Raw genomic sequence first — 20,079 nt, forward strand, 5'->3', positions numbered from 1 at the left:
ATGCAAAAATTTATCATAGGTGCCGCCTCACTATTATTATTTGTTGGTTGTTTATTCTTAATGACAGATTTGATTATTGGAGATACAACACATTCAGATAATAAGTCTGCCTTAGAGCGAGCTGGAAGTGCAGCAATGGATAAATCCGTAAAAGTTGGTATATTACGTGCACAAGAAGAAATTGCTATCGATCCAGAAATTGCAAAGAAAGAATTTGAAGAGTCCTATAAACAAAATGCAACATTTAAAGATCCGGCATCAAAACGAGATTTTTCTGTACATGCTGTACATGAGCAACCTGCAATGATTGCGGTTGAAGGAGAGGCGGAAGCTGCTAGTTATACTAAACAATTTAATGAAAAGAAAGGCAACATTAAGAGTAACGCAAAACACATATTTATTTATGAAGCAGATTCTGACAACAAGAAAGCTGGAGGAAACGTGAAATAAATAAGAAAAAGTAGGTGTGTAAGAAATGCAAAATACAGTAACAACAGCGCTTTTTCTAACGCTTTCTTTATTATTGATAACTCTTATACCAGAAGGTGTACTGTATGGTATGCAGTTAGTAAAGGCACATGATTTTGCTTCTAGTACAGTAGAGTTAGCAGAACAAACAGGTGGTTTTCAGTACACATATGAAGGAAAAAACGTAAATCTAATTCCTGATATAGAGAAGAAAATGAAAGAGCAGAATATGGATGGATGGAAATATGAATATACGAAAGGGCGCGTAGATCATAATCAGCCATTAAACTTTAAGATAAAAGCTGAACATCACTTCTTTATTTTTAAAATGATAGGGATAGACAGTGTGAAAGCACCGATATGGGCAAACAAAGATGGAATGGGACAAATCTATTTCCGTTGAAAATAAGAATACGTATAAAAGGGCAAAAAACTATACTTTTCAGTATAGTTTTTTGCTAGAAGAATATATTTAAAAATAAATATATAAAAATACTTTACAAGCCTATTTATATATGGTGATAGTTTCCATATATAAAAGTGGTTATAAAAAAATATTTATTTATAAATTTATATGTTAAATTATCTGGATTTTATATTTAAATTCGGTACAATAAAGGAATCTATGAAAAAACTAATATATTTGGAGGAACAAACAATGGCAAATAAATTTTTAAAAACAGCAACAGCATTAACAATTATGGGAACATCTTTATTAGGGGCAGGAGCATTTACAGCGAAAGCTGCTAATAACACAGATTCACTGAAATTCAATGATGTTCCAGCAGATCACTGGTCTACGAAAGCAATTTATGATTTAGCAAACCGTAAAGTAGTAGCTGGATACGGAAATCATGTTTTTGGTTTCGGTGACAACGTAACTCGTGGGCAAGTTGCTCGTATGATTTATGCATACGTAAAACCAGCAGATGCAGATACTAGTTTCAAAAATCCATTTACAGATATTAAAGGACACATGTTTGAAAAAGAAATCTTAGCACTTGCTAAAGCAGGTCTGGTAAGTGGTTATGGTGAAGGGAAATATGGTCCAGATGACATTTTAACTCGTGAACAAATGGCGCAAGTTCTTACAAATGCTTTTAAATTTAAAGCAGCTAAAACAACATCATTCACTGATGTGGATAAAAACTCTTGGGCATATAATGCAATTAATGCATTAGAGGAAAATGGTGTTACAGCTGGTACAGGAAGTAAGAAATATTCACCACAAATGCATGTAACTCGTGAACAGTATAGCCAATTTTTATATAACTCTATTAATGCAGTAGAAAAAGAGACTAAGCCAGAAGTAAAGCCAGATCCAAAACCGGAAGAAAAACCAGAAGTGAAGCCAGATCCAAAACCGGAAGAAAAACCAGAAGTGAAGCCAGATTCAAAACCGGAAGAAAAACCAGAAGTGAAGCCAGATCCAAAACCTGAAACAAAACCAGAAGAAAAGCCAGAAGTAAAACCAGACCCAAAACCTGAACCGAAACCAGAGATGAAGCCAGATCCAAAACCTGAGACGCCTAAAATACCAGAAGGATTAGATGCAAGCATTGTATCAGAAGACTTTAAATATTATCCAGAAGCGTTGGAAAATCCAGTAGTACAGAAGCAATTATCTCAAGAGGCACAGAATATTTTAAAAGGAATTAACAGTAAATATAAAACAAACCTTAAGTACGATAATCTTTTGGGTTCTGTACACATAGTAGATAAAAATATGTATCTTCCAGCAGGTACAATTGGGGCACAATTTGTTGTAATAGGTGGAAATACTACAGACGATTTTAAACTTTTATTCTTAGATAATAATGATGCAACTGTAGAATTAACAAAACAATGGGCTACATTTTTAAGTGGATTGAATTTAGATAAAGAAATTCAAGAAACGGTTGATGCACAAGTGATTAACAACTATGAAAAAGGTAATTATAAAATCCGTATTGGACATTCCACTGCTGATCATACAATGTATGTACAGGTTGAACCTAAATAGTGTATAATTAATTTAATATAAAAATAATATAATTCTTAAATGAAATACGTGAAGGACAAACCTTACGTACCTATTCCAAGGGTACAGGTTTGTCCTTTTTTCGTTATAGGAGGAAAAGGAATGAAGTTTAAGAAGAAATTGTTATTAGTGTGTACTTCTGTTTTAGTAAGTTTACCTAGCGTGGCAAGTGCCAGAAATAATGATGTGCCATTTTTTAATGGCAATGAAAATACGTTTTTAGAATCGGGTGAGTTACAAATGCCTGGAAAGTATTTGAGACCCGGAAGTGGGTATGCACCACCTGGTGTAGAGTTGTTATATAAAGGAGATTTGCATTATCCCGCAGTTTACAATGGTTCTTTTAGTTGGGGCACCCCACAGGTGAATTTAGTACAAAATGAAGATAGTTCTGAGCCATTTGTACGAATTGCGAATGAGGGTTATTTTAATGCTTCTGTTCCTGTGGGAGATAGAATGGTAACAGAAACAGAACGTGTAAATGCTTCTGTTATTGCTGATAAATACTGGGGAAATCCAGATTTTGTTTTAACTAATATGATTAAACACTCTATTACTGGGTTGAAAACTCTAAAAAATTACGGAACATTTTACTGGATTCGAGACATGGCTTACCTTTCTGGTGGATACGCTGGAGCTAGTGGTGTAGATGGTGTTAATAAGTATAACTTGTGGTATGTGCGTACAAGTAAACCTGAAATAAAAGATTTTAAAGCGTCTAGTGGTAAAAAAGATGTACCTGTTAAATTCACATTTAATGGTTTTGAATATGTAAGTAAGGGCAAAGGATACAACGATAGAGATCCAAATGGGACAACCGTAAATCCATATCAAGCAGCTGCTGGCGAGCGAAATCGTGTGAAATGGATGCTAGACATTACAAAAGATGGCGAAACAGTACACCACCACGAAAATTACTTGCGTTCAAACCCACAAACAGATAATCAGAAACCAAATGAAGGTGATGCAGGACAATTTACTAAAGAAGATCTAAGCTGGCAGCCGCAAATGTGCGGGCGTTATACTGCAAAGTTAAAGATTACTGATGCTGTTCAAAGGGATTCAAATGAGAAGACCGTAAACTTTAATGTGGATGGTAACTGTGTTACTGAAGTGACACCTAACCCAGATTCAGGCGATGAAGATGACTTTAAATATAAAATTGACTTTTCTAGTGACAGAATCGAAGGAGAAACAGCAAGAGAAGGAAAGAATATAAAAACAAGAATAGATGTATCACGTGATAATTTTAAACCGGAACGTGACCAATATAGAGCAAAGGTAAATAATAATATTAATAAGTCCCAGCAAGAAGTAAATAGTTCTGAATCCGATAGAGATAGTGCGCAGTCTAGTTTAAGTTATTGCCGTCGTGATCCAATTCATGAGGTAGATGCAGAAGGGAACCATCACTATTACGATAGAGACTGCTCTTGGGAAGAAAATAGACTGGATAGTGCAGCAAGTAGGCTAGATACAGCAAGACAGAAACTAGAAAAAGAGAAAAATAAAATTAAAAAGTTAGATTCATTAGAAGCAAAATATGCAAATCCTGAAACAGTAGTCGTGCTCAAGCATAACGGACAACAAGTAGCGTCACAACAGGTAAGGTTAACTGAGGGAGAAAAGAAAACCTTGAACCTTGGCTGGCAACATAAGGGGAAAGGAACAATTCAGGCAGAAATTAACCCTGCTGGTAATCGTCTAGATATAGAAGAAACCACATACAAAAATAATCCTATTAAAACAGCTATCTATGCACCATCTCATGAAAAAGGGATGTGCGGAGTAACGAGTGTAAAAGGTGTGGTAGAAACAGTAAGTGAACGTGTGTCAAAAGAGGATACAGTGGGAGAAATGTTCTATGAAACATTAAGTGGAAGTATTGATAGTTTAGTACCATCTAAGCTCCATGCTGGGTATGGTTTTTCTTATGAAGTTAACGGAAAATATAAAAATGATTGGAATGCCAATTATCCAGGTGTATTTACAAAAGCAACGGTACAGTATCCATTTGCAGATGAAGGACTAAAAACAACATATGATTTAGAGAGTGTTTCTAATAATGGCTTAACATCAAAATTCTTACCTAAAAATATGTATTTGTCTGAAATAACGGGACATGTCTTTGATAGTAAAAGACCAACTAAGTCTTTATATTGGGATGGACAAGAGAAAATTATTGATGGTGGACAAAAATGGTATGCACCATTAAAGACGAAAGATGGAAAGTATTCTTTCAATGTTGAGACAAATCCTGCCGGTGTGAATGAAATGAGCTTGTGCCTGACTAATGACGTAGAAATTAAAGGTGTAGCGTATGATGACTTTAAGAAGAGAAGGGTGCTTGCAGACCTCCCATTCCCTGTACAAACGCCTGGATGGAACTGGGTTGGAAAAGAACACATAATTACAGACTTATCAAACTGGTACTACATGAAGAATAAAAATTAGTTAAATAGTATTATATAATTAGTTGAATCGATAAAAGTATATAATCCTTCTTAAACTAGTAGCTGAATGGATAAACCAAAGGCACACCCTTAATGGGGTGTGCCTTTTTTACGTAGAAAGGGGAATTTTCGAATGGATAAAAAGAAAAAACAGCGTATGAAACGAACGATTTTTATTGGAGTAATCGCAATGATTATCTCGCTATATATTGGAAGTAAATTTCAGGATCGGAACGGGAAAAGCTATGCCCCTGCAAAGTATTTTGAAACAGGAACGAAATTGATTTCGTATTAAAAATACTTTGTGTTATTTCACCTCCTTTCTCCATAAAATGAAAGAGAAAGAATAGCAACCGACCACCCTGAAATATTCAGTTACGTTAGATTAATTATACCATATTTATGAGGTGTATAATAGCTTAAAAACCTTGATATGACAACGTTTTAAGGCTATTTTTTATTTTTGTAATTAGAATTTTAGAATGGTGAAAATAATATTTTTTTTAGAAATGATTGACATAAAACTCTATATATCATAATATTGAAATTGTAATATTAAAGAAAACAAATGCAATATTTTCATATAGACTTTAGATTAGCTAAAAGGACACACCTAAGGCGCATTATGCCATAGGTGTGTCCTTTTTTTGCGTTTAAAGGCTACGTAAGGAGGAATACAAACATTGAAGCCATCTAAGTTTCAAAAGAAGCAGATTGTTGCGGTAGGTCTAGCTGCTGCAACAGTAGCGGGTATCTATGGATACAATCACTTTGCAGTAGAAAATGCAGTAAAACCGACAAAGATTGTTGTAGCCGCAAAGGATATCCCTGCGCATACAGAGATTAAAGAAGACATGTTAGTGGAACGTACATTGCCTGGTGATGCCATTCCACCAAATGCATTACGTGTAAGCAAAAAAGAGGTTGTAGGTAAGTGGACAAATGATGGGCAACCCATTGTTGAAAACAGCTATTTATTTAAAAACAAAGTAGTAAAGAAAGAGGAGTTACCGGACTCTGCCATTTTAAATTTGAAAGATGGAGAAGTTGCATTCCCGTTACTCGTTGATCTGGAAACAAGTTCAGGAAATAGTATTATTCCAAACACATATGTGGACTTGTATTTTAAACAGGTTGTGAAAGAAGGGGACAATGAGAAGGTTATCTTCGGTGGTCTGTTCCAACGTGTACGTGTGACAGCTGCAAAAGATAGTAATACAGAAGATGCCTTCGTTCTAGAAAAGAAAGAATCAAAAGAGGAACAAGAAGGAAAACAGAAGCCCAAAGTAACGCGATTATATACACTGGCTGTTTCACCTGAACAACTTCAATACTTAAATCGTGCAAAAACACTTGGAGATGTAATCCCTGTTGCAGTCGGACAAAAGATGGAACAAACAGGGAAAGAATTAGAACCAGCTGAAGGATTCTCGCAAATATCTGATCAGAAGAACATTTTAGACTATGTAGAGAAGCATTCGACGAATCCAATTTCTAAAAATGTAAAAGAGTATGTAGCACAGTATCTAAACGAATCCAAGTAAGAAAGGGGTTATTAAGATGGAGCGGCAAGTAAGAAGCATTGCCTTTTATGCGACAAACGAAAATGTAGGAAAAAGCACATTAAGTATTGCGATGGCAAATGAATTGGCTCATTTAGAGAAAAAAGTGCTTTATGTAGAAGCCGACCAAGTAAGACCAAGCTTTGCAGTTGGAACTGGTCTTAGCCACGATAGTAAAAATATATTAGAGCTTGTAAGAAAAGAAAGTGAATACAATCTCTTGCAGTATATTTGTACCAAGCAAGATTTACTAGAGAAAAAAGTAAATCCAAGGCTGATGCAAAAATTGCACGATAAGATGGATTTTCTTGTATTTCCATCAGGTTATAACCTAGCTCAATTCCCTGAGATTCAAAACAAAGAACTGTTTGTAACAACATTAATCGAATCACTTGTAGACACAGAATACGATTATATCATTCTATCGGTGCCAACTGAATTATCAGAGGTGTTGAGTTATCCAATCCTATACCAATCAGACCTTGTTGTTCATGTGTTAAACGGCAACCCTCGTGGTGCGATAGCAATTAAGCGAGAATTACAACTAATAGAAGATGCGAAGCTAACATTACCACGAATGATTCATGTGCTAAATATGGCAGATGAGAATTATGTAGAAGATATTGAAAAGCTTTCTTCTCAAAAAATAGCGGTAACCATTCCGTATGACAGAGATCGTACGAGTTACGAATGGGGGATGCAATTTGGTTCCCCACAAATTAATACAAAGGTCCATCACATTATGGAAGCAGCTGGTCTTGGTATTCTATCTCAGCAATCCTCCGTGAAAAAGGGTTTCTTTAGTATACGAAATTAAAAAGGGGGGACAGGAGCATGTGGGGCTATTTACAGGAAAAACAAATCGCCTTAAAGCGAAATCGAGTGGATTTATATCACTTTGGTTACATGATTCGTTCCAAATCGGCTCGAAAATTAGGAACAACTACAGCCCAACAAATTAAAGATGTAACGGATGAAATTCGTGCATTTTTAGTAAAAGACCATCGTGATATTTTAAGTGAATCTTTTATGAATAAAGAAAAGAGAGCAGCTGTAGAACAAATCATTAAAAGCTTTTTATTGAGTAATCAAGTCGTTATTTCAGATGTACCTTCTGAACAGTTATTGAATATGGTGTGTGACGAAATTGTGGGGTTTGGGATTATAGAACCTTTAAAAGAAGATCAGGATGTAACTGATATTTATATCAATGGCACAAAAGAAATCATTTACGAAAAAATTGGAGAGGGAGAATGTACATTTCCTTACCGATTTGAGACGGAAGAAGAAGTGAAAGCTCTAGCTTATAAGATGGTAAACAGTACATCAGAGTCATTAAATACAGCCAAGCCGTATGTGGATTGCGTGTTTCCATATATCCGCATCAATATTGCTTTAGATGAACTTGGGGGACTCGGAACAACAATAACGATTCGTAAGAATGCAGATTACCTCCGTGCTTCTGAAGAGCGTATGCTATCTACTAATCAAGCGTCAAAAGTGATGTTGGACTTTTTGGCTGCAGCCGTGAAATCAAAAATGAATATTCTAGTTGCTGGAGCTACGGGTACAGGGAAATCAGAGTTTATGAAATATCTTGCCTCTCACATTCCGAAAGGAAAGAAAAAAGAACGTACTCTTGTAGTAGAAGATAACCCTGAATTATATTTGCATCGCATTTTTCCAGAACATCATTTTGTTCCGATGCAGTGTAGGGCATCCGAAGTAGAAGAGAATGCGATTGATTTTGATAGGCTGTTAACAAATGCTTTACGTCAAGGACCAAAACGATTAATCGTAGGGGAATCGAGGGGTAAAGAAGCATTGAAAATGATTAACTTCTTCCAAACAGGACATCCTGGCTTTACCTCTGTCCATGCAAGAAGTGCAAAAGAAGCAGTTAGACGCTTAATGCTCATGTGTCTGCAAAGTGGTGCGAATATCGATGCTCAGTATTTATATGAATTAATTTCACAGACATTTGATTTGATTGTCTTTTTAGAAAAGAAAGATGATGGGAATCGCTATATTACAGAGATGATTGAATTATTGGATTATCAAGATGACATACAGTTCAATCAGCTTTCTCAATTTATTCCGTCAGGTGAGGAATACGATGAAATGAATGAGAGAGTAAGAAAAATTCATGGAGATCATATCATTACAGCAAAAATGTCAGCTGAAATGGAGAGAAAATTCCGTTCTTCTACTGTAAACCCAGCTCTTTATGCACCATTCCTTTCACAACAGGAGGTGCAATATGCATAGTTTATTGGCCTATGGATGTATATTTTTAATCTTTATGAGTGTAGTATTGCTCGTTTTACTTTTTGCAAAATCTAAAGGTTCTGCTCTTTCTCAATTTGTACAAGAAAACGAGAAAGAAGAAAGACGCTTGGAATTAAGGAATATTAAAGGGATACGAATGTATCTGCCACAATCTGTTATCCAAGAGGCCCAAAAGTACGAGTGGAAATTAACGAAAAGCATGTACTGGGTATATACGATTCTTTCCGGAATGAGTATAGCAGCAGTATTCTATTTTTCCTTTGATAGAGATCCTTTTACACTGATTACCGTTTTATCTGGATTTTTAATTCCAAGGTTTCTTCTTTATCGAAGAAAAAAACGTTACTACTTGGTTGTTATTGACCGTCTTTCTATTTATATGAAAGCTGTAGCAAATGCACTTCAAATTAGTAATAACGCTAAACGCGTGTTAGTACAAGTAAAGCCAATGATGCATGAGAGCATTCAAGAAGAAATAGAAAAAGTTTCTCTTTTATTAGAAGGGGGAACTACAATGCACCGTGCATTTAGAGGATTCAATGAAACCTTTAACTTTAGAGAATTGGTATTTTTCCATGAAATGTTGAAAGTGTGTAGCCGAGAAGGCGGAGCAAATTCAGTGCAAGTTTTACTAGATATTGCAGAAGATTTTGAAAAACAAAAACTATATCTTGCAAGATTACGTTCTAGTTTATCACAAGCACAGCGTGCCTTTGTACAGAACTGCTTAATCGTCATTGCCATGCCGATTGTGATTATGTTGATGTCAAAAGAAGCATATGGATTTTTAGCAGGTTCTATGATGGGGAAAATTGCATTAGCGGTAAATATGTTCATTGTCTTTTTCTTAGCAACCCGTGTAGAAAAGATTGCAAATTATAATCCAACAGAAAGAGGGGAATAAATTGGCTACGATTCTAGTTTTAGTGGTATTCGTTGTCATGTACTGGGTATTCTCTACCTTTCTACAAAGTAAAAAAGACAGCGGTAGCCTACTTACAAACTATGTAGAAAACGCAAAACGAATTGAAAAAAAGAATTTAAATCAAATGATGCTCGCTCCCTTCCAGTCGTTATCACATAAGTATCTGACAGAAGAAAAGAAAGAGCTGATCCAGAAAAAGTTAGAAGAAGCTGGTTTGGATACGAAACCAGAAGAATATCTGAAAATGAAAGTTGCGTATCCTGTCATTTTCACCTCTGTTTTCTTGATATGTACGGTATTTCATGATTACTACTTATTTAAAATAGGCGTTTTAATTTCACCACTGCTTTATTTCTATCCTGATTATCTATTAAAGAAAAGAATCAAGCAGGCGATAGAAGCAAGGAAGTTCGAATTACCAGAGTATCTAATTCCAATGCTGCAGTTGTTAAAAACACATACAACATTAGAAGCAGTAAAAAAGGCGCAGATATATGCTGGGAGACATCTTCGGCCGTATGTATCTACCCTTACAGCGGAATTAGAAATGTATGCGGGTTCGGATCAACCATTTCGAAACTTCGCAGCAGCCTTAAATAGTCCAGAAGTAAATACCTTTACGATTGCATTGCAACAAGCGCAAAAAACGGACAAGGTACAAAGTCTTCGCATTATGGATGCACAAATTAAAATGATGCGTGAGTTAAAACATGAGAACTATAATCGTCTCATTCAAAATAAACCAATGGAAATGAATAAATTTAACGTTGCCGTTATTGGCTGTATTGTAATTTATCCAATGGTTATTGTTATTCAATCCTTAATGCAAGGATTTGCAAGTATATAAGAAGCTAGTATCCCAAATTGAATAAGAAGAGGAGCAACGCACATGTTAACAAAAATGAAGAATTGGTTAAAAAACGAAGACTCACAATTATCATCAGAAAATGGTATGTTAATCGCTTTGGCGGTAATTATTGTGCTAGTAATTGGCCCATTTGTATGGAAAGCAATCCAAGGTGGATATGATACAATTCTAGCTCGATTTACAAAAGCATCAAGCAATGCAGATGTGAATTCTTGGAACAACTAATAGAGGCTTTAGGTAGGCAATTTCTTATTTTAGTAGATTCTTAAAATCGATATATAAAGGAGAATAAATAACATGTTAGCAAAAATGAAGAACTGGTTAAAAAATGAAGACTCACAATTATCATCAGAAAATGGTATGTTAATTGCTCTTGCGGTAATTATCGTATTAGTGATTGGCCCATTCGTATGGAAAGCAATTCAAGGTGGCTATGATACGATTCTAGCTCGATTCACAAAAGCATCGAAAAATGCAGATGTGAATTCTTGGAACAACTGATGGGGAATTTAGGTAGGTAATTTCTTATTAGTATATATTCTTAAAATCGGTATATAAAGGAGACGAAATGCAATGTTAGCAAAAATGAAAAATTGGTTAAAAAATGAGGATTCACAGTTGTCATCAGAAAACGGAATGTTAATCGCGTTAGCGGTAATTATTGTGCTAGTAATTGGCCCATTTGTATGGAAAGCAATCCAAGGTGGGTATGATACAATTCTGGCTCGATTCACAAAAGCATCAAAAAATGCAGATGTAGATTCTTGGAACTAAATATAAATTGAATAGTAAACAGGGGGCTACTCTAAAGTAGTTCCCTTTTTTAAACAACAAATATAAGCGGATTCAGAAAAGGAGAGAAGAAAGTGTCTTTGTATATTATAGGATTACTACTAAGTTATATGTTCCTAAATGTATTTACTGATTTAAAATATAGAAAAACAAAGAATATGTGGCACCTACTATTCTTAATTTTTGGAATAGGAACCACGTATTTTACTGGAATAAGAACAGGGAAAGAGATTGTGATTGTACTAGCCATGGCATTAGCATGTGGTTTATTGTTGGAGACATTTAAATTTTCTTCACCTGGTGATACGAAAATGCTTGTGGTAGTAGCTTTATACATTAGCAATGTAGTAGAAGAATCGGCTGTGTTTACCGCAATTACACTAACAGCTTTCCATTTACTATTCTTTTGGATTGCCAGTATGTATCGGTTAATTAATGTTTTAGGATTTATAGGAGCAATTAAAGACCAATTAGAGCATGCTGCTTCTATATTTGGTGCAAAACTACCTAGGAAAGAAATACAGCTGATACAGAGCTTTCCAGGTGCTTGTTCTATTTTATTAGGAGCACTAGTTTATGTTGCGTTTACTGTATATCACAACGGAGGTATCTTGGCTTGAACAGTAGAATCATTCATCAAAGAGAAAAATATATTTACTTTACAATATTTGTGCTTATAGGAGTTCTCATTCTAAACATGTTTATTAATATGTTATTGGTATTAGCATATCCTTTATTAATTGGATTAATTGTGCAGGTTATCTTACTACAGAGGATAAAAAAATCTTTTTATCGGAATGGAAAAGAATTAACAGAACAGTTAAAACTAAAAAATATATTTCTGGTAGAATCAAATATTTTAGGAGATGAAGAAGGGACAGTCTATGAGGTGCATCAAATGCCTTTTGCATTCTCAAATGGATTAATCAATAAGGAGAAAGGTTATAAAGTAGTAAAACAAGAGTATGAAAGAAAAGTAAAAGAAGATTTAACTAAAATCGCAAAATGGCAAGTTACAACAAAAGCTAGACTTGTTACAACAACACATTTTCGATTATATACAATTTGGCAGAAAAATAGTACAGGCTATCAATTGAAAAAAATAGAGGATTGTATTGATCCATATGCAAGGATGAACCTTATACAATGGACGATTGCTTCATTCTGTACGACTGGTCGAATCAAGTATGATAAGAAACCAAAAGAGTGGGCAAGCTATGAATGGATTACTTTAAGGTAAATAAAAAGACAGAAGAAAAAACTAAGTAGTTTAGTTATTGTAGGGAAACTTATTAATATGCTGTTTGTATTCGCATATCTTTTATTGAGTGGATTAATTACGTAGGTTGCTTGCTACGGATGTTAAATAGTCATTTTATCGAAACGGAAAAAATTAAAGGAACAATTAAAGTTGAAAAATATATTTTTACTAGAATGAAATGTTTTAGGAGATGAAGAGGGAATAGTTTATAAGGTGCATGGCAGAAAAATGGTACAGGCTATCAATTGAAAAAATAGAGGATTGTATTGACTTTTACACAAAGTTGAATTTTATTTAATAGATGATAGCTTCTTTTTGTACCACTGGCAGGCTCAAATGTAACAATATATGAGTATAAGAATATTTTCTACCGTGTAATCTAATATAAGTTTCTTTTGATTTTCATATGAATAATTTCGAAGGCGTTTATTTTATACGAAAGAGAGTTAGAAGTGGCTAATTGAAGAATTTAATAATATTTTGTTTATTGGCTACATTCTGTCTAAATATTATAGGATGTTCTAAAAATTTGAGTTCACTAAGGGAAAAGTCTAAAACTTCAAAACCCATGGAGTTTAAACGAATTAACAAAGCATGGTACAAACATATGTAATAGTTTAAAAGAAATTGAAATGGTTACTGGCTAAAGGTTATAAGGAACAATTAATTTGGCTGATAGCAGATGATGTAGATCGAGAAAAAATATAACGAAATTACATTTGAATTTAAGTAATTATAAGATAAAAATGGTCTAGATTTAGACCGTTTTTTTTGATGTTTTTCATTGAAAAGACACACTAAGGTGCCTTCCTCCGACTAGAACCACTTTAATTTTAAAAATATATATTGGAATTTCATCCGAATATTATTTTTCTCAATGGACAATTGATATATTTCAGGGTTGTTAGTACTGTTTTTATGTTAAGATATTCTGGTTGTTATCTGTCTTATTTTAGGAGGTTGGAAGATTTGCTAAGGGCTTTTGATTTGGACATTGGTTTCTATACAGAAAATATAAAAGTTTTAGAGTTATTAGGGAATCCTACTCGATTATCAATGGTTTGTAAATTGATTACATATGGACCTTTGTCAGTTTCTGATCTAAGTAAGAAAACAAAAATTCCGGAAGATTTAATTGTACAACATTTGCGTAAATTAACTTCTGGAAATATTGTAATTAGTGAACGTTTGGGGAAAAGGCTTTATTGTAGAATAAAAGATGATAAAATAATTGAGATTATTAAGGTTTTAGGGTTATTAAGTTAGTTTTAATTACTTTATATATAAATGATACTTAAAGTTTTTTTATGATTTAATTGTATACAAGTCCAAGTCCAAAATTACATATAGTTCTCCTTGAAGAATAGGTGGGTTATTTTATATTAATGAGATTGTACCAGTATGAAAGAATAAAGGTAACTGTTTATTCTGGGGGCAATTGGTTATCCCTGCTTTCAATTTGGAAGGATAGGGATGGGATTCGTAAAAAATAAATGATATATCACTACCCTAATAGTAGGTATTAGAAGGGATGTTAACGCATCTCTTCTTTTTGATATGTATATGAGGTATTAATGTAATACTACTTCAGAGATTATATTAAACGTAAATAAAAATTAATGAGCTTATAATGTACAAGAGAAAAGACACCTTAAGGTGTCTTTTCCAATAGTTTTTTAGCAGAAGCAACTGCATCCGATAATGATTAATAGTATAAAGAGTACAACGAGTAAAGCAAAGCCTCCAGCAAAACCGCAGCCTTTTCCACAACTACCACTATATCCCATAACAATAGTTCCTCCTTTAGATAAGGGGGGAAACCCAGGATTCATTCCATGGATTTTAACGGGTTCATTTTACCTTATGTTTTGAAGAAAGAAATGAGCAGGTCCTTTTGAAAATAAAGAAAAGACGCCATTAGGCGCCTTTTCCATAGGTAGATAAGATTTGAGTTTTCCAATCTAAAGAAATTTTGTATCAGCTCCTTGTGAGTATATCATAATATCCGATTGATTTATTATGCATTGTTACATACTTCTCTAAATCCCTCTATTTTTCATTTGATAAAATAAAATCCTAATATTACCAAAAAACAAATAAATATTTCTACATATTCAAGATATTTACATTAATTACAGAAGTGATACATTTAAGCTGTAAGTTATAAAAACTATTAAAGGGGGAATTATTATGTTTAAGAAATTAGTATTAGGAGCTTTAGCAACTGGGCTTATGCTGTCTGGTGCTACAGGAGCATCCGCAGCTTTAGATACTGATAATAGTAAGAAGTCAATTGCTGCATCATGTGATTATAAGGCTTTTCCTTATGCTAAAAAAGAAGATATGCCTATGGTAGTGATAAAAGGTGGAATAAAACATTATTTAAAAGGAACTGTTATAAAGGATGGACAGTTATACGGGTTATATGAACCTGAATATTGTTAAAAAAGAAAGGACACTCAATGAGTGTCCTTTCTCCGACTTGAACCATCTTAATTTGAATAATATATATTGGACTCCCATCCAACTATTATTTTACCACGTTAAGTAATATTGGTGTAACTTTTAGATGAATTCATGACGTTTAGAAAGACGGTGTACTGTTTTCAGTCCTTTTTATTATCACATAGGAGGTTTGTATGAAAAATAAATTAGCATATTTAGGGCTTCTTGTTTTTTTTAGGTCCGTTTACATTTTTAGGTAATATTTCGTGGGCATATTATTTTTTCGGTTTCTTTTTCTTCTTCACATATGCAAAAGTAGTACCAGATGAGCTTTTTATGCTGCATGTTAGGATCGCTGCTACAAGAGCTTTTTTCGTAGCACTAGTACTAGGCAGTATACTACTCTTAAGTGTTTTTATATTAGAAAATTTACATATAATTCGGTTATTCGTTATAATTTCAGTTTTCATACCTTTAGGCACATTTATAATTAATTTAGAGATATTTGAGCGTAGAGAAAAGAAAGGAATGCAAGATGCCACTTAAGACTAGAATGAAAGAATATAGAGTTAGGTTAAATATGTCTCAAGAAGATTTAGCCAAAGAGGTGGGTGTTAGAAGGGAAACAATTGGAAATCTTGAAAATGGAAAATATAATCCTTCATTCAAACTTACTTATGATATAGCAAAGGTTTTAAAAGTACCTATTGAAGTTCTGTTTTGGTTTGAAGAATAGGCTGTGTATAAAATTAAATTCAGATTTCTAACAAGAGACTCTATTTTATTTAATATTTTTTAAAATGGAGTCTTTGTATTTACCATTTGGGTACCCTCAATATTTTTTATAAAAATACATATAAGTTATAAGTAATATGAGCAATTATACAAGGAAAAAGTAAATTGTTTTTTTATAAAGAAAAGACACTCATTGAGTATCCTTCCTCCGACTTGAACCATCTATATGTATTAGACCCCATCTAATGTAATTGTATCAAGCTGATGCACAGTGGCAATTGAGAAATACGGTTAACAAGAGAATGATAGTAGTGAAGACACCTAAAAATAAGGAAGTAGATTCTTACAGGTTGACTACGAATTCATTGACTCGTGGTAACCAAAGTGGCTGTAAACGATATCATTAATAGTATTACAATGATATACAATTCAGGTTGAGATAGCATAATACCAATCATTATGCCATAAATCCTCCTATTGCTCCTGCTACAATCCCATTTAATGTGGGGATTATATCTTAAAATATAATAATGACACTAACCGAAATACCAATCAGGGGTCCTAAAACAGAGGCTGTACTTAAATGGTTGTTACATTATTTGTAAGATATATTTTTTGTTCATTTAAAAATCCAAACAAGCTTATTAATGCATTACGGAGGTTAACAGGTAAAAACATCAATCATACAGATTTCTTGACTTAAAAAGGGCTACTAAACTACGTAGTCCTTTTTAACAATTTAGTTTCCAAAAATCTATATTTTTTGTAATTCAGTTGCAAACTACAAAGTTTCTTTTAAAAAAAATGTACGTACATACACATTATATTTTATTTCATAACGCTCTATCTTTTTTCACGATAGTTTAATATCGTGAAAAATAAAATATTTGGTACGACATCACTTTGTTTTTTTATATAGACTTGTAATTAAACTATATATTGAAATTAGTAATAAGAAAATGTATTATTGAAAAGCACAATTTATAATTCAAGTAATCAAGACTATGTACCCATAATAATTTGAACATTCAGAAATTATAATATTATCTAAAAATGAGGTGAGATTCATAGAAACAGTACATATTAAATGGTATGGATTGTATAGTATAAATGATTTTTATAATAGAGAAGAAGCTTCTAAGAAGGGGATATTTACAATTTCTAGAGTAGATGCTAAGAATATAACATTGCTCTATATAGGAAAAACCAAAAGAAGCTTTATACAAAAGATAAGGGAACTTAATAAGGAGTGGCTTTGTGATGATAGCGAATTAAAGATTACATTAGGAATAATAGAATTTCCTAGTGGTGAAAGTTACTCTGAAAAGAAGGTAAAAGAGATAAAATCCCTTTTAATTTTACGACATACCCCATTAGAAAACGAAACGTCATTATTATACCATAGAGGGAAATTTAAATTGAAAATTATAAATAAGGGAAGAAGAGGCTTAATTGTTAAAAAGCTTTCTACAGAAGATCTAATATGGAAGTAATTGGAATCACCTTTGAATAAAATTAAAGGTTTTTTAAGTACCTAAGCTTATCAATTTTTAATGTATTAAACTATTTTGAATAACATATGTCAGATGCTTGAAAAAAATAAATTTTATTATGATATAAAATCCTGTATGGAAAGTGTAGTTCATTTCTATTATTTAATAAAAATATTAAGAATTATAGGGATAATACATAAAGAGTAGAGGAGAAAATAAACACGGAGGTTTAAAGAATGGGACAAGTAAGCAGGTTTCAAGAAAAACAACAGAATCGTCGTCAAAAGGCGATTTTTAATATTGCATTTACTTTGGTATTAGTGACAGTTGGTATAGTGACATACCAGTTGTTTACCCCTTCTGATGCATCAAAGAAAGCAATTGCTCAAGAAAAGAAAGCAACAAAGATAGAAGAGAAAAAAAGTGAAGATAAAGAAATATCAAAGATAGAAGAGAAGAAAAGTGAAGATAAAGAAACATCAAAGATAGAAGAGAAGAAAAATGAAGATAAAGAAACATTAAATATAGAAAAGGAGAAGAATGAAGATAAAGAAGTAACAAAGATAGAAGAGAAGAAAAGTGAAGATAAAGAAGCAGCACAGCTAGAAGGGAAACTAAAAGCAGAAAAATCGGTAAAAACGAATGAAAACGAAAATGAAAATAAAGAGGGAGAAAAAACGGTATCTCAAGAAAAGGGTTCTCAAACTAATTCTTCTTGGAAGCCAATTGGTACAGAGCAAGGAGCAAAACCTGAAATGAAATTTAAAGAAGGAACAGTAGATTGGAGTGAGATGAAAAAAGCAATTTCTTATGCTGTTGATGTTCCAGAAAGCCAATTGATTTTCGATTTTATTGGAAATAATGGTAATAATAAAGCCTATGGTAATGTACGAGATAAGCAAAGTAATAAAAAATATAAGGTTAATATTGATTGGGTAGAGAATCAGGGATGGAAACCAGTATCTGTTCAGATGGTAAAATAAATAATAGAAATTGTAATTATGTGTTTAAAAGTTTACTTTTGTAAAAAACCCAAAAAGAGTCCGTATCAATCAGGACTCTTTTTGGGTTTTTTACAACATTAATTACTTGGATTCATTTATTAGATTCTGATGCGGACAAACTTGGAAATCTATAAAAAAAAATAATCTATGCGTCTACTTTATGTAGGGAAATAGATTATTTTTTGTTATATATTTATATAATTTCTGTTATTTATTTCATTTGTGATGGTGTAATATAATCTAGCCATAGAATACCATCATATTGTTCAATTGGATTCATAATTTCTTCAAATTCTCTCATACCCCAGTATCTTCCCGCAGTAGGAGAGAACATCCAAGAGGTTTCTGGACGGTTTCTTTCACCTTTTAAATTGACAAATATATTTGTGTATTGTGTAGCACTTAATATTTTTTCAATACTCTGTTCGGTGTGATCAGTTTCTACAGGAACTATTTCACTAATACCGCTATTCCAGCTGCTGCCACTATAAGCGTACACACCGACCATGTACATTTGATCCTTAATACGTTTAGGCATGTAATCAATCATATTCGGTGCTATAAAATTATGTTTTTGTATACCAGTAAAATCGAGTATCATCTTTGAATTTTGCTTCCGAATATGATAGTTATGTCCCCATACGATGATTTTTTTGTTTTTATATTGTATGTCACTTAGCCATGCTAAAGTTTGTCCCATTTTCTGATCTCGAATATATAATGAGAACTCGGACGCTTTTGGATTCGATGAGAATATGAAGTTTTTTTCTTTTACTTTAGCATCTTGATGTGTTTTAATCGTATCAATTCGTATACTAATGGATTTTTCTAATAGATTTACATCATATGTATTAACTGGCGCGGCCTCGAGTAATTCAGTTTTATGCTCTTGAATAAATGCTTTAATTCTTTCGTATTTGTCTATTACAGGCTGAATCTCCTTTTTATATTGTTCATACGGATACTGATTACCTTTTGGGGTAAATGTCCGCTCTATATCGACCAATTCTTTATCAGCTAATTCAACATCATTAGCAATTTCAGGACTAATTTTCCTTAACCATTCTTTTGCGAATTGTGGGAAAGTTGATTCCCACCAAATTTGAATATCAAATCCAGTTAAAATCAGTGGAGTCCCTTTTTCTTTTTGCTCTTTTAGATAATGAAACAGCTCCTCAATTTCTTCTGTATGCCATACGTTTTCTAAAGATTGTATCATGGCTTGAGTAGCCGTTAATCGGTCCAGTTTTTGATTAACAGCATTTGCTTCTGCAAATCCAGATTCAAATGCCAATACATCATATCCCATTTGTTCATGCAAATACTTAATGATTCGTACTTTAGATTGGTTTATTTCTTTGGCACCATGTGTACTTTCACCAAGAAGAACAATACGTTTATCTTGTACTGTTTCTTTTAAAAAGGACAAATCTTCAGTTGTCTGAGCATTAGGGTTGTTTAATTTTTTTGCATGCTCCTGTATCCAGTCTTCCCATTTTTGTTGTCCTTTAGGCTTTTCTTCTGCAGAAACAACGAATGTAGCCGTCGTAAATGCTAGGAGAAAAGTAAATATACCTACTTTCCACTTTCTAAACACATATCTCCCCTCCATAAATATATTTTGAAAAAAGTAGAATAACCTTCCAAAAATTACTATTTTCCCCCGTGTTTATAATACTTAATAATCTTAAAAATAACAAGTTGAATATTCTAAATACTTTATATTTAAGAGATTATATTTTCTAATTTTAGAATTATGATAAG

The 20,079-nt window shown here is 33.1% G+C and carries 22 protein-coding genes and 1 pseudogene; 21 read left to right on the forward strand and 2 right to left on the reverse strand.

What is annotated here, in order from left to right:
* The 16 genes from AC0NJG_RS21500 to AC0NJG_RS21575 all read left to right on the forward strand — a co-directional run bounded on the left by AC0NJG_RS21500 (position 1) and on the right by AC0NJG_RS21575 (position 13,904).
* On the forward strand, positions 1 to 450 hold the full coding sequence (locus AC0NJG_RS21500) for a hypothetical protein (protein WP_001168867.1): 450 nt from the start codon (positions 1 to 3) through the stop codon (positions 448 to 450).
* Between the two features lie 25 nt (positions 451 to 475).
* On the forward strand, positions 476 to 871 hold the full coding sequence (locus tag AC0NJG_RS21505) for a DUF4320 family protein (RefSeq protein ID WP_001181745.1): 396 nt from the start codon (positions 476 to 478) through the stop codon (positions 869 to 871).
* A gap of 192 nt (positions 872 to 1,063) precedes the next feature.
* Positions 1,064 to 2,470, forward strand: coding sequence for an S-layer homology domain-containing protein (locus AC0NJG_RS21510; protein ID WP_474063438.1), 1,407 nt, complete (start codon positions 1,064 to 1,066; stop codon positions 2,468 to 2,470).
* A 120-nt stretch (positions 2,471 to 2,590) separates the two neighbouring features.
* Complete coding sequence (locus AC0NJG_RS21515; RefSeq protein ID WP_474063396.1) at positions 2,591 to 4,942, forward strand: hypothetical protein; 2,352 nt, start codon at positions 2,591 to 2,593, stop codon at positions 4,940 to 4,942.
* Between the two features lie 132 nt (positions 4,943 to 5,074).
* Positions 5,075 to 5,236, forward strand: coding sequence for a hypothetical protein (locus AC0NJG_RS21520; protein WP_474063397.1), 162 nt, complete (start codon positions 5,075 to 5,077; stop codon positions 5,234 to 5,236).
* Between the two features lie 388 nt (positions 5,237 to 5,624).
* The gene (gene cpaB, locus AC0NJG_RS21525; protein ID WP_173601878.1) at positions 5,625 to 6,485 is read left to right on the forward strand and encodes a Flp pilus assembly protein CpaB; all 861 of its coding nucleotides are present in this window, start codon (positions 5,625 to 5,627) and stop codon (positions 6,483 to 6,485) included.
* A gap of 16 nt (positions 6,486 to 6,501) precedes the next feature.
* Entirely contained in the window at positions 6,502 to 7,320 is an 819-nt protein-coding gene (locus tag AC0NJG_RS21530) for a CpaE/TadZ family protein (RefSeq protein ID WP_173601877.1), read from the forward strand.
* Between the two features lie 17 nt (positions 7,321 to 7,337).
* On the forward strand, positions 7,338 to 8,771 hold the full coding sequence (locus AC0NJG_RS21535) for a CpaF family protein (RefSeq protein WP_173601876.1): 1,434 nt from the start codon (positions 7,338 to 7,340) through the stop codon (positions 8,769 to 8,771).
* Entirely contained in the window at positions 8,764 to 9,696 is a 933-nt protein-coding gene (locus AC0NJG_RS21540) for a type II secretion system F family protein (RefSeq protein WP_087953959.1), read from the forward strand. Before AC0NJG_RS21535 ends, AC0NJG_RS21540 begins: the two co-directional genes overlap by 8 nt.
* 1 nt (position 9,697) lies before the next feature.
* The gene (locus AC0NJG_RS21545; RefSeq protein WP_087953958.1) at positions 9,698 to 10,564 is read left to right on the forward strand and encodes a hypothetical protein; all 867 of its coding nucleotides are present in this window, start codon (positions 9,698 to 9,700) and stop codon (positions 10,562 to 10,564) included.
* A gap of 42 nt (positions 10,565 to 10,606) precedes the next feature.
* Positions 10,607 to 10,810 carry a hypothetical protein gene (locus AC0NJG_RS21550; protein WP_087953957.1) on the forward strand — a complete coding sequence of 68 codons (204 nt, stop codon included), beginning with the start codon at positions 10,607 to 10,609 and terminating at the stop codon, positions 10,808 to 10,810.
* Positions 10,811 to 10,882: 72 nt separating this feature from the next.
* Positions 10,883 to 11,086 carry a hypothetical protein gene (locus AC0NJG_RS21555; protein ID WP_000879951.1) on the forward strand — a complete coding sequence of 68 codons (204 nt, stop codon included), beginning with the start codon at positions 10,883 to 10,885 and terminating at the stop codon, positions 11,084 to 11,086.
* Between the two features lie 72 nt (positions 11,087 to 11,158).
* Positions 11,159 to 11,359 (forward strand): hypothetical protein, encoded by a 201-nt coding sequence (locus AC0NJG_RS21560; protein WP_000879950.1) that lies wholly within the window; start codon positions 11,159 to 11,161, stop codon positions 11,357 to 11,359.
* Between the two features lie 92 nt (positions 11,360 to 11,451).
* Positions 11,452 to 11,997: a hypothetical protein gene (locus tag AC0NJG_RS21565; protein WP_087953956.1), complete on the forward strand. Its 546-nt coding sequence runs from the start codon at positions 11,452 to 11,454 to the stop codon at positions 11,995 to 11,997.
* The gene (locus tag AC0NJG_RS21570; RefSeq protein WP_474063398.1) at positions 11,994 to 12,617 is read left to right on the forward strand and encodes a hypothetical protein; all 624 of its coding nucleotides are present in this window, start codon (positions 11,994 to 11,996) and stop codon (positions 12,615 to 12,617) included. Before AC0NJG_RS21565 ends, AC0NJG_RS21570 begins: the two co-directional genes overlap by 4 nt.
* Before the next feature lie 1,008 nt (positions 12,618 to 13,625).
* Complete coding sequence (locus tag AC0NJG_RS21575; RefSeq protein WP_173601987.1) at positions 13,626 to 13,904, forward strand: ArsR/SmtB family transcription factor; 279 nt, start codon at positions 13,626 to 13,628, stop codon at positions 13,902 to 13,904.
* 410 nt (positions 13,905 to 14,314) lie between these two features.
* On the opposite strand, the gene AC0NJG_RS21580 is transcribed toward AC0NJG_RS21575, so the two are convergent.
* Positions 14,315 to 14,425 carry a YjcZ family sporulation protein gene (locus AC0NJG_RS21580; RefSeq protein ID WP_087953954.1) on the reverse strand — a complete coding sequence of 37 codons (111 nt, stop codon included), beginning with the start codon at positions 14,423 to 14,425 and terminating at the stop codon, positions 14,315 to 14,317.
* Between the two features lie 403 nt (positions 14,426 to 14,828).
* Between AC0NJG_RS21580 and AC0NJG_RS21585 the strand changes: the two genes are divergently transcribed.
* The 5 genes and pseudogenes from AC0NJG_RS21585 (at position 14,829) to AC0NJG_RS21605 (ending at position 18,294) form a co-directional block, all read left to right on the forward strand.
* Positions 14,829 to 15,083 (forward strand): hypothetical protein, encoded by a 255-nt coding sequence (locus AC0NJG_RS21585; protein ID WP_474063399.1) that lies wholly within the window; start codon positions 14,829 to 14,831, stop codon positions 15,081 to 15,083.
* Positions 15,084 to 15,277: 194 nt separating this feature from the next.
* Positions 15,278 to 15,629 (forward strand): annotated as a pseudogene (locus tag AC0NJG_RS21590) (DUF3796 domain-containing protein).
* Complete coding sequence (locus AC0NJG_RS21595; protein WP_071758049.1) at positions 15,619 to 15,819, forward strand: helix-turn-helix transcriptional regulator; 201 nt, start codon at positions 15,619 to 15,621, stop codon at positions 15,817 to 15,819. The pseudogene AC0NJG_RS21590 and the gene AC0NJG_RS21595 overlap by 11 nt, the downstream one beginning before the upstream one ends.
* Before the next feature lie 1,057 nt (positions 15,820 to 16,876).
* Entirely contained in the window at positions 16,877 to 17,311 is a 435-nt protein-coding gene (locus tag AC0NJG_RS21600) for a sodium:proton symporter (protein ID WP_087953952.1), read from the forward strand.
* Positions 17,312 to 17,547: 236 nt separating this feature from the next.
* A complete protein-coding gene (locus AC0NJG_RS21605; protein WP_173601873.1) occupies positions 17,548 to 18,294 on the forward strand; it encodes a YrrS family protein in 747 nt (248 codons plus the stop codon).
* Positions 18,295 to 18,526: 232 nt separating this feature from the next.
* Here the strand turns inward: AC0NJG_RS21605 and AC0NJG_RS21610 are convergent, their stop codons facing one another.
* Entirely contained in the window at positions 18,527 to 19,912 is a 1,386-nt protein-coding gene (locus AC0NJG_RS21610) for an erythromycin esterase family protein (protein ID WP_474063400.1), read from the reverse strand.
* Positions 19,913 to 20,079: the final 167 nt, after the last annotated feature.

The sequence above is a fragment of the Bacillus sp. SSR7 genome, from assembly GCF_055902415.1.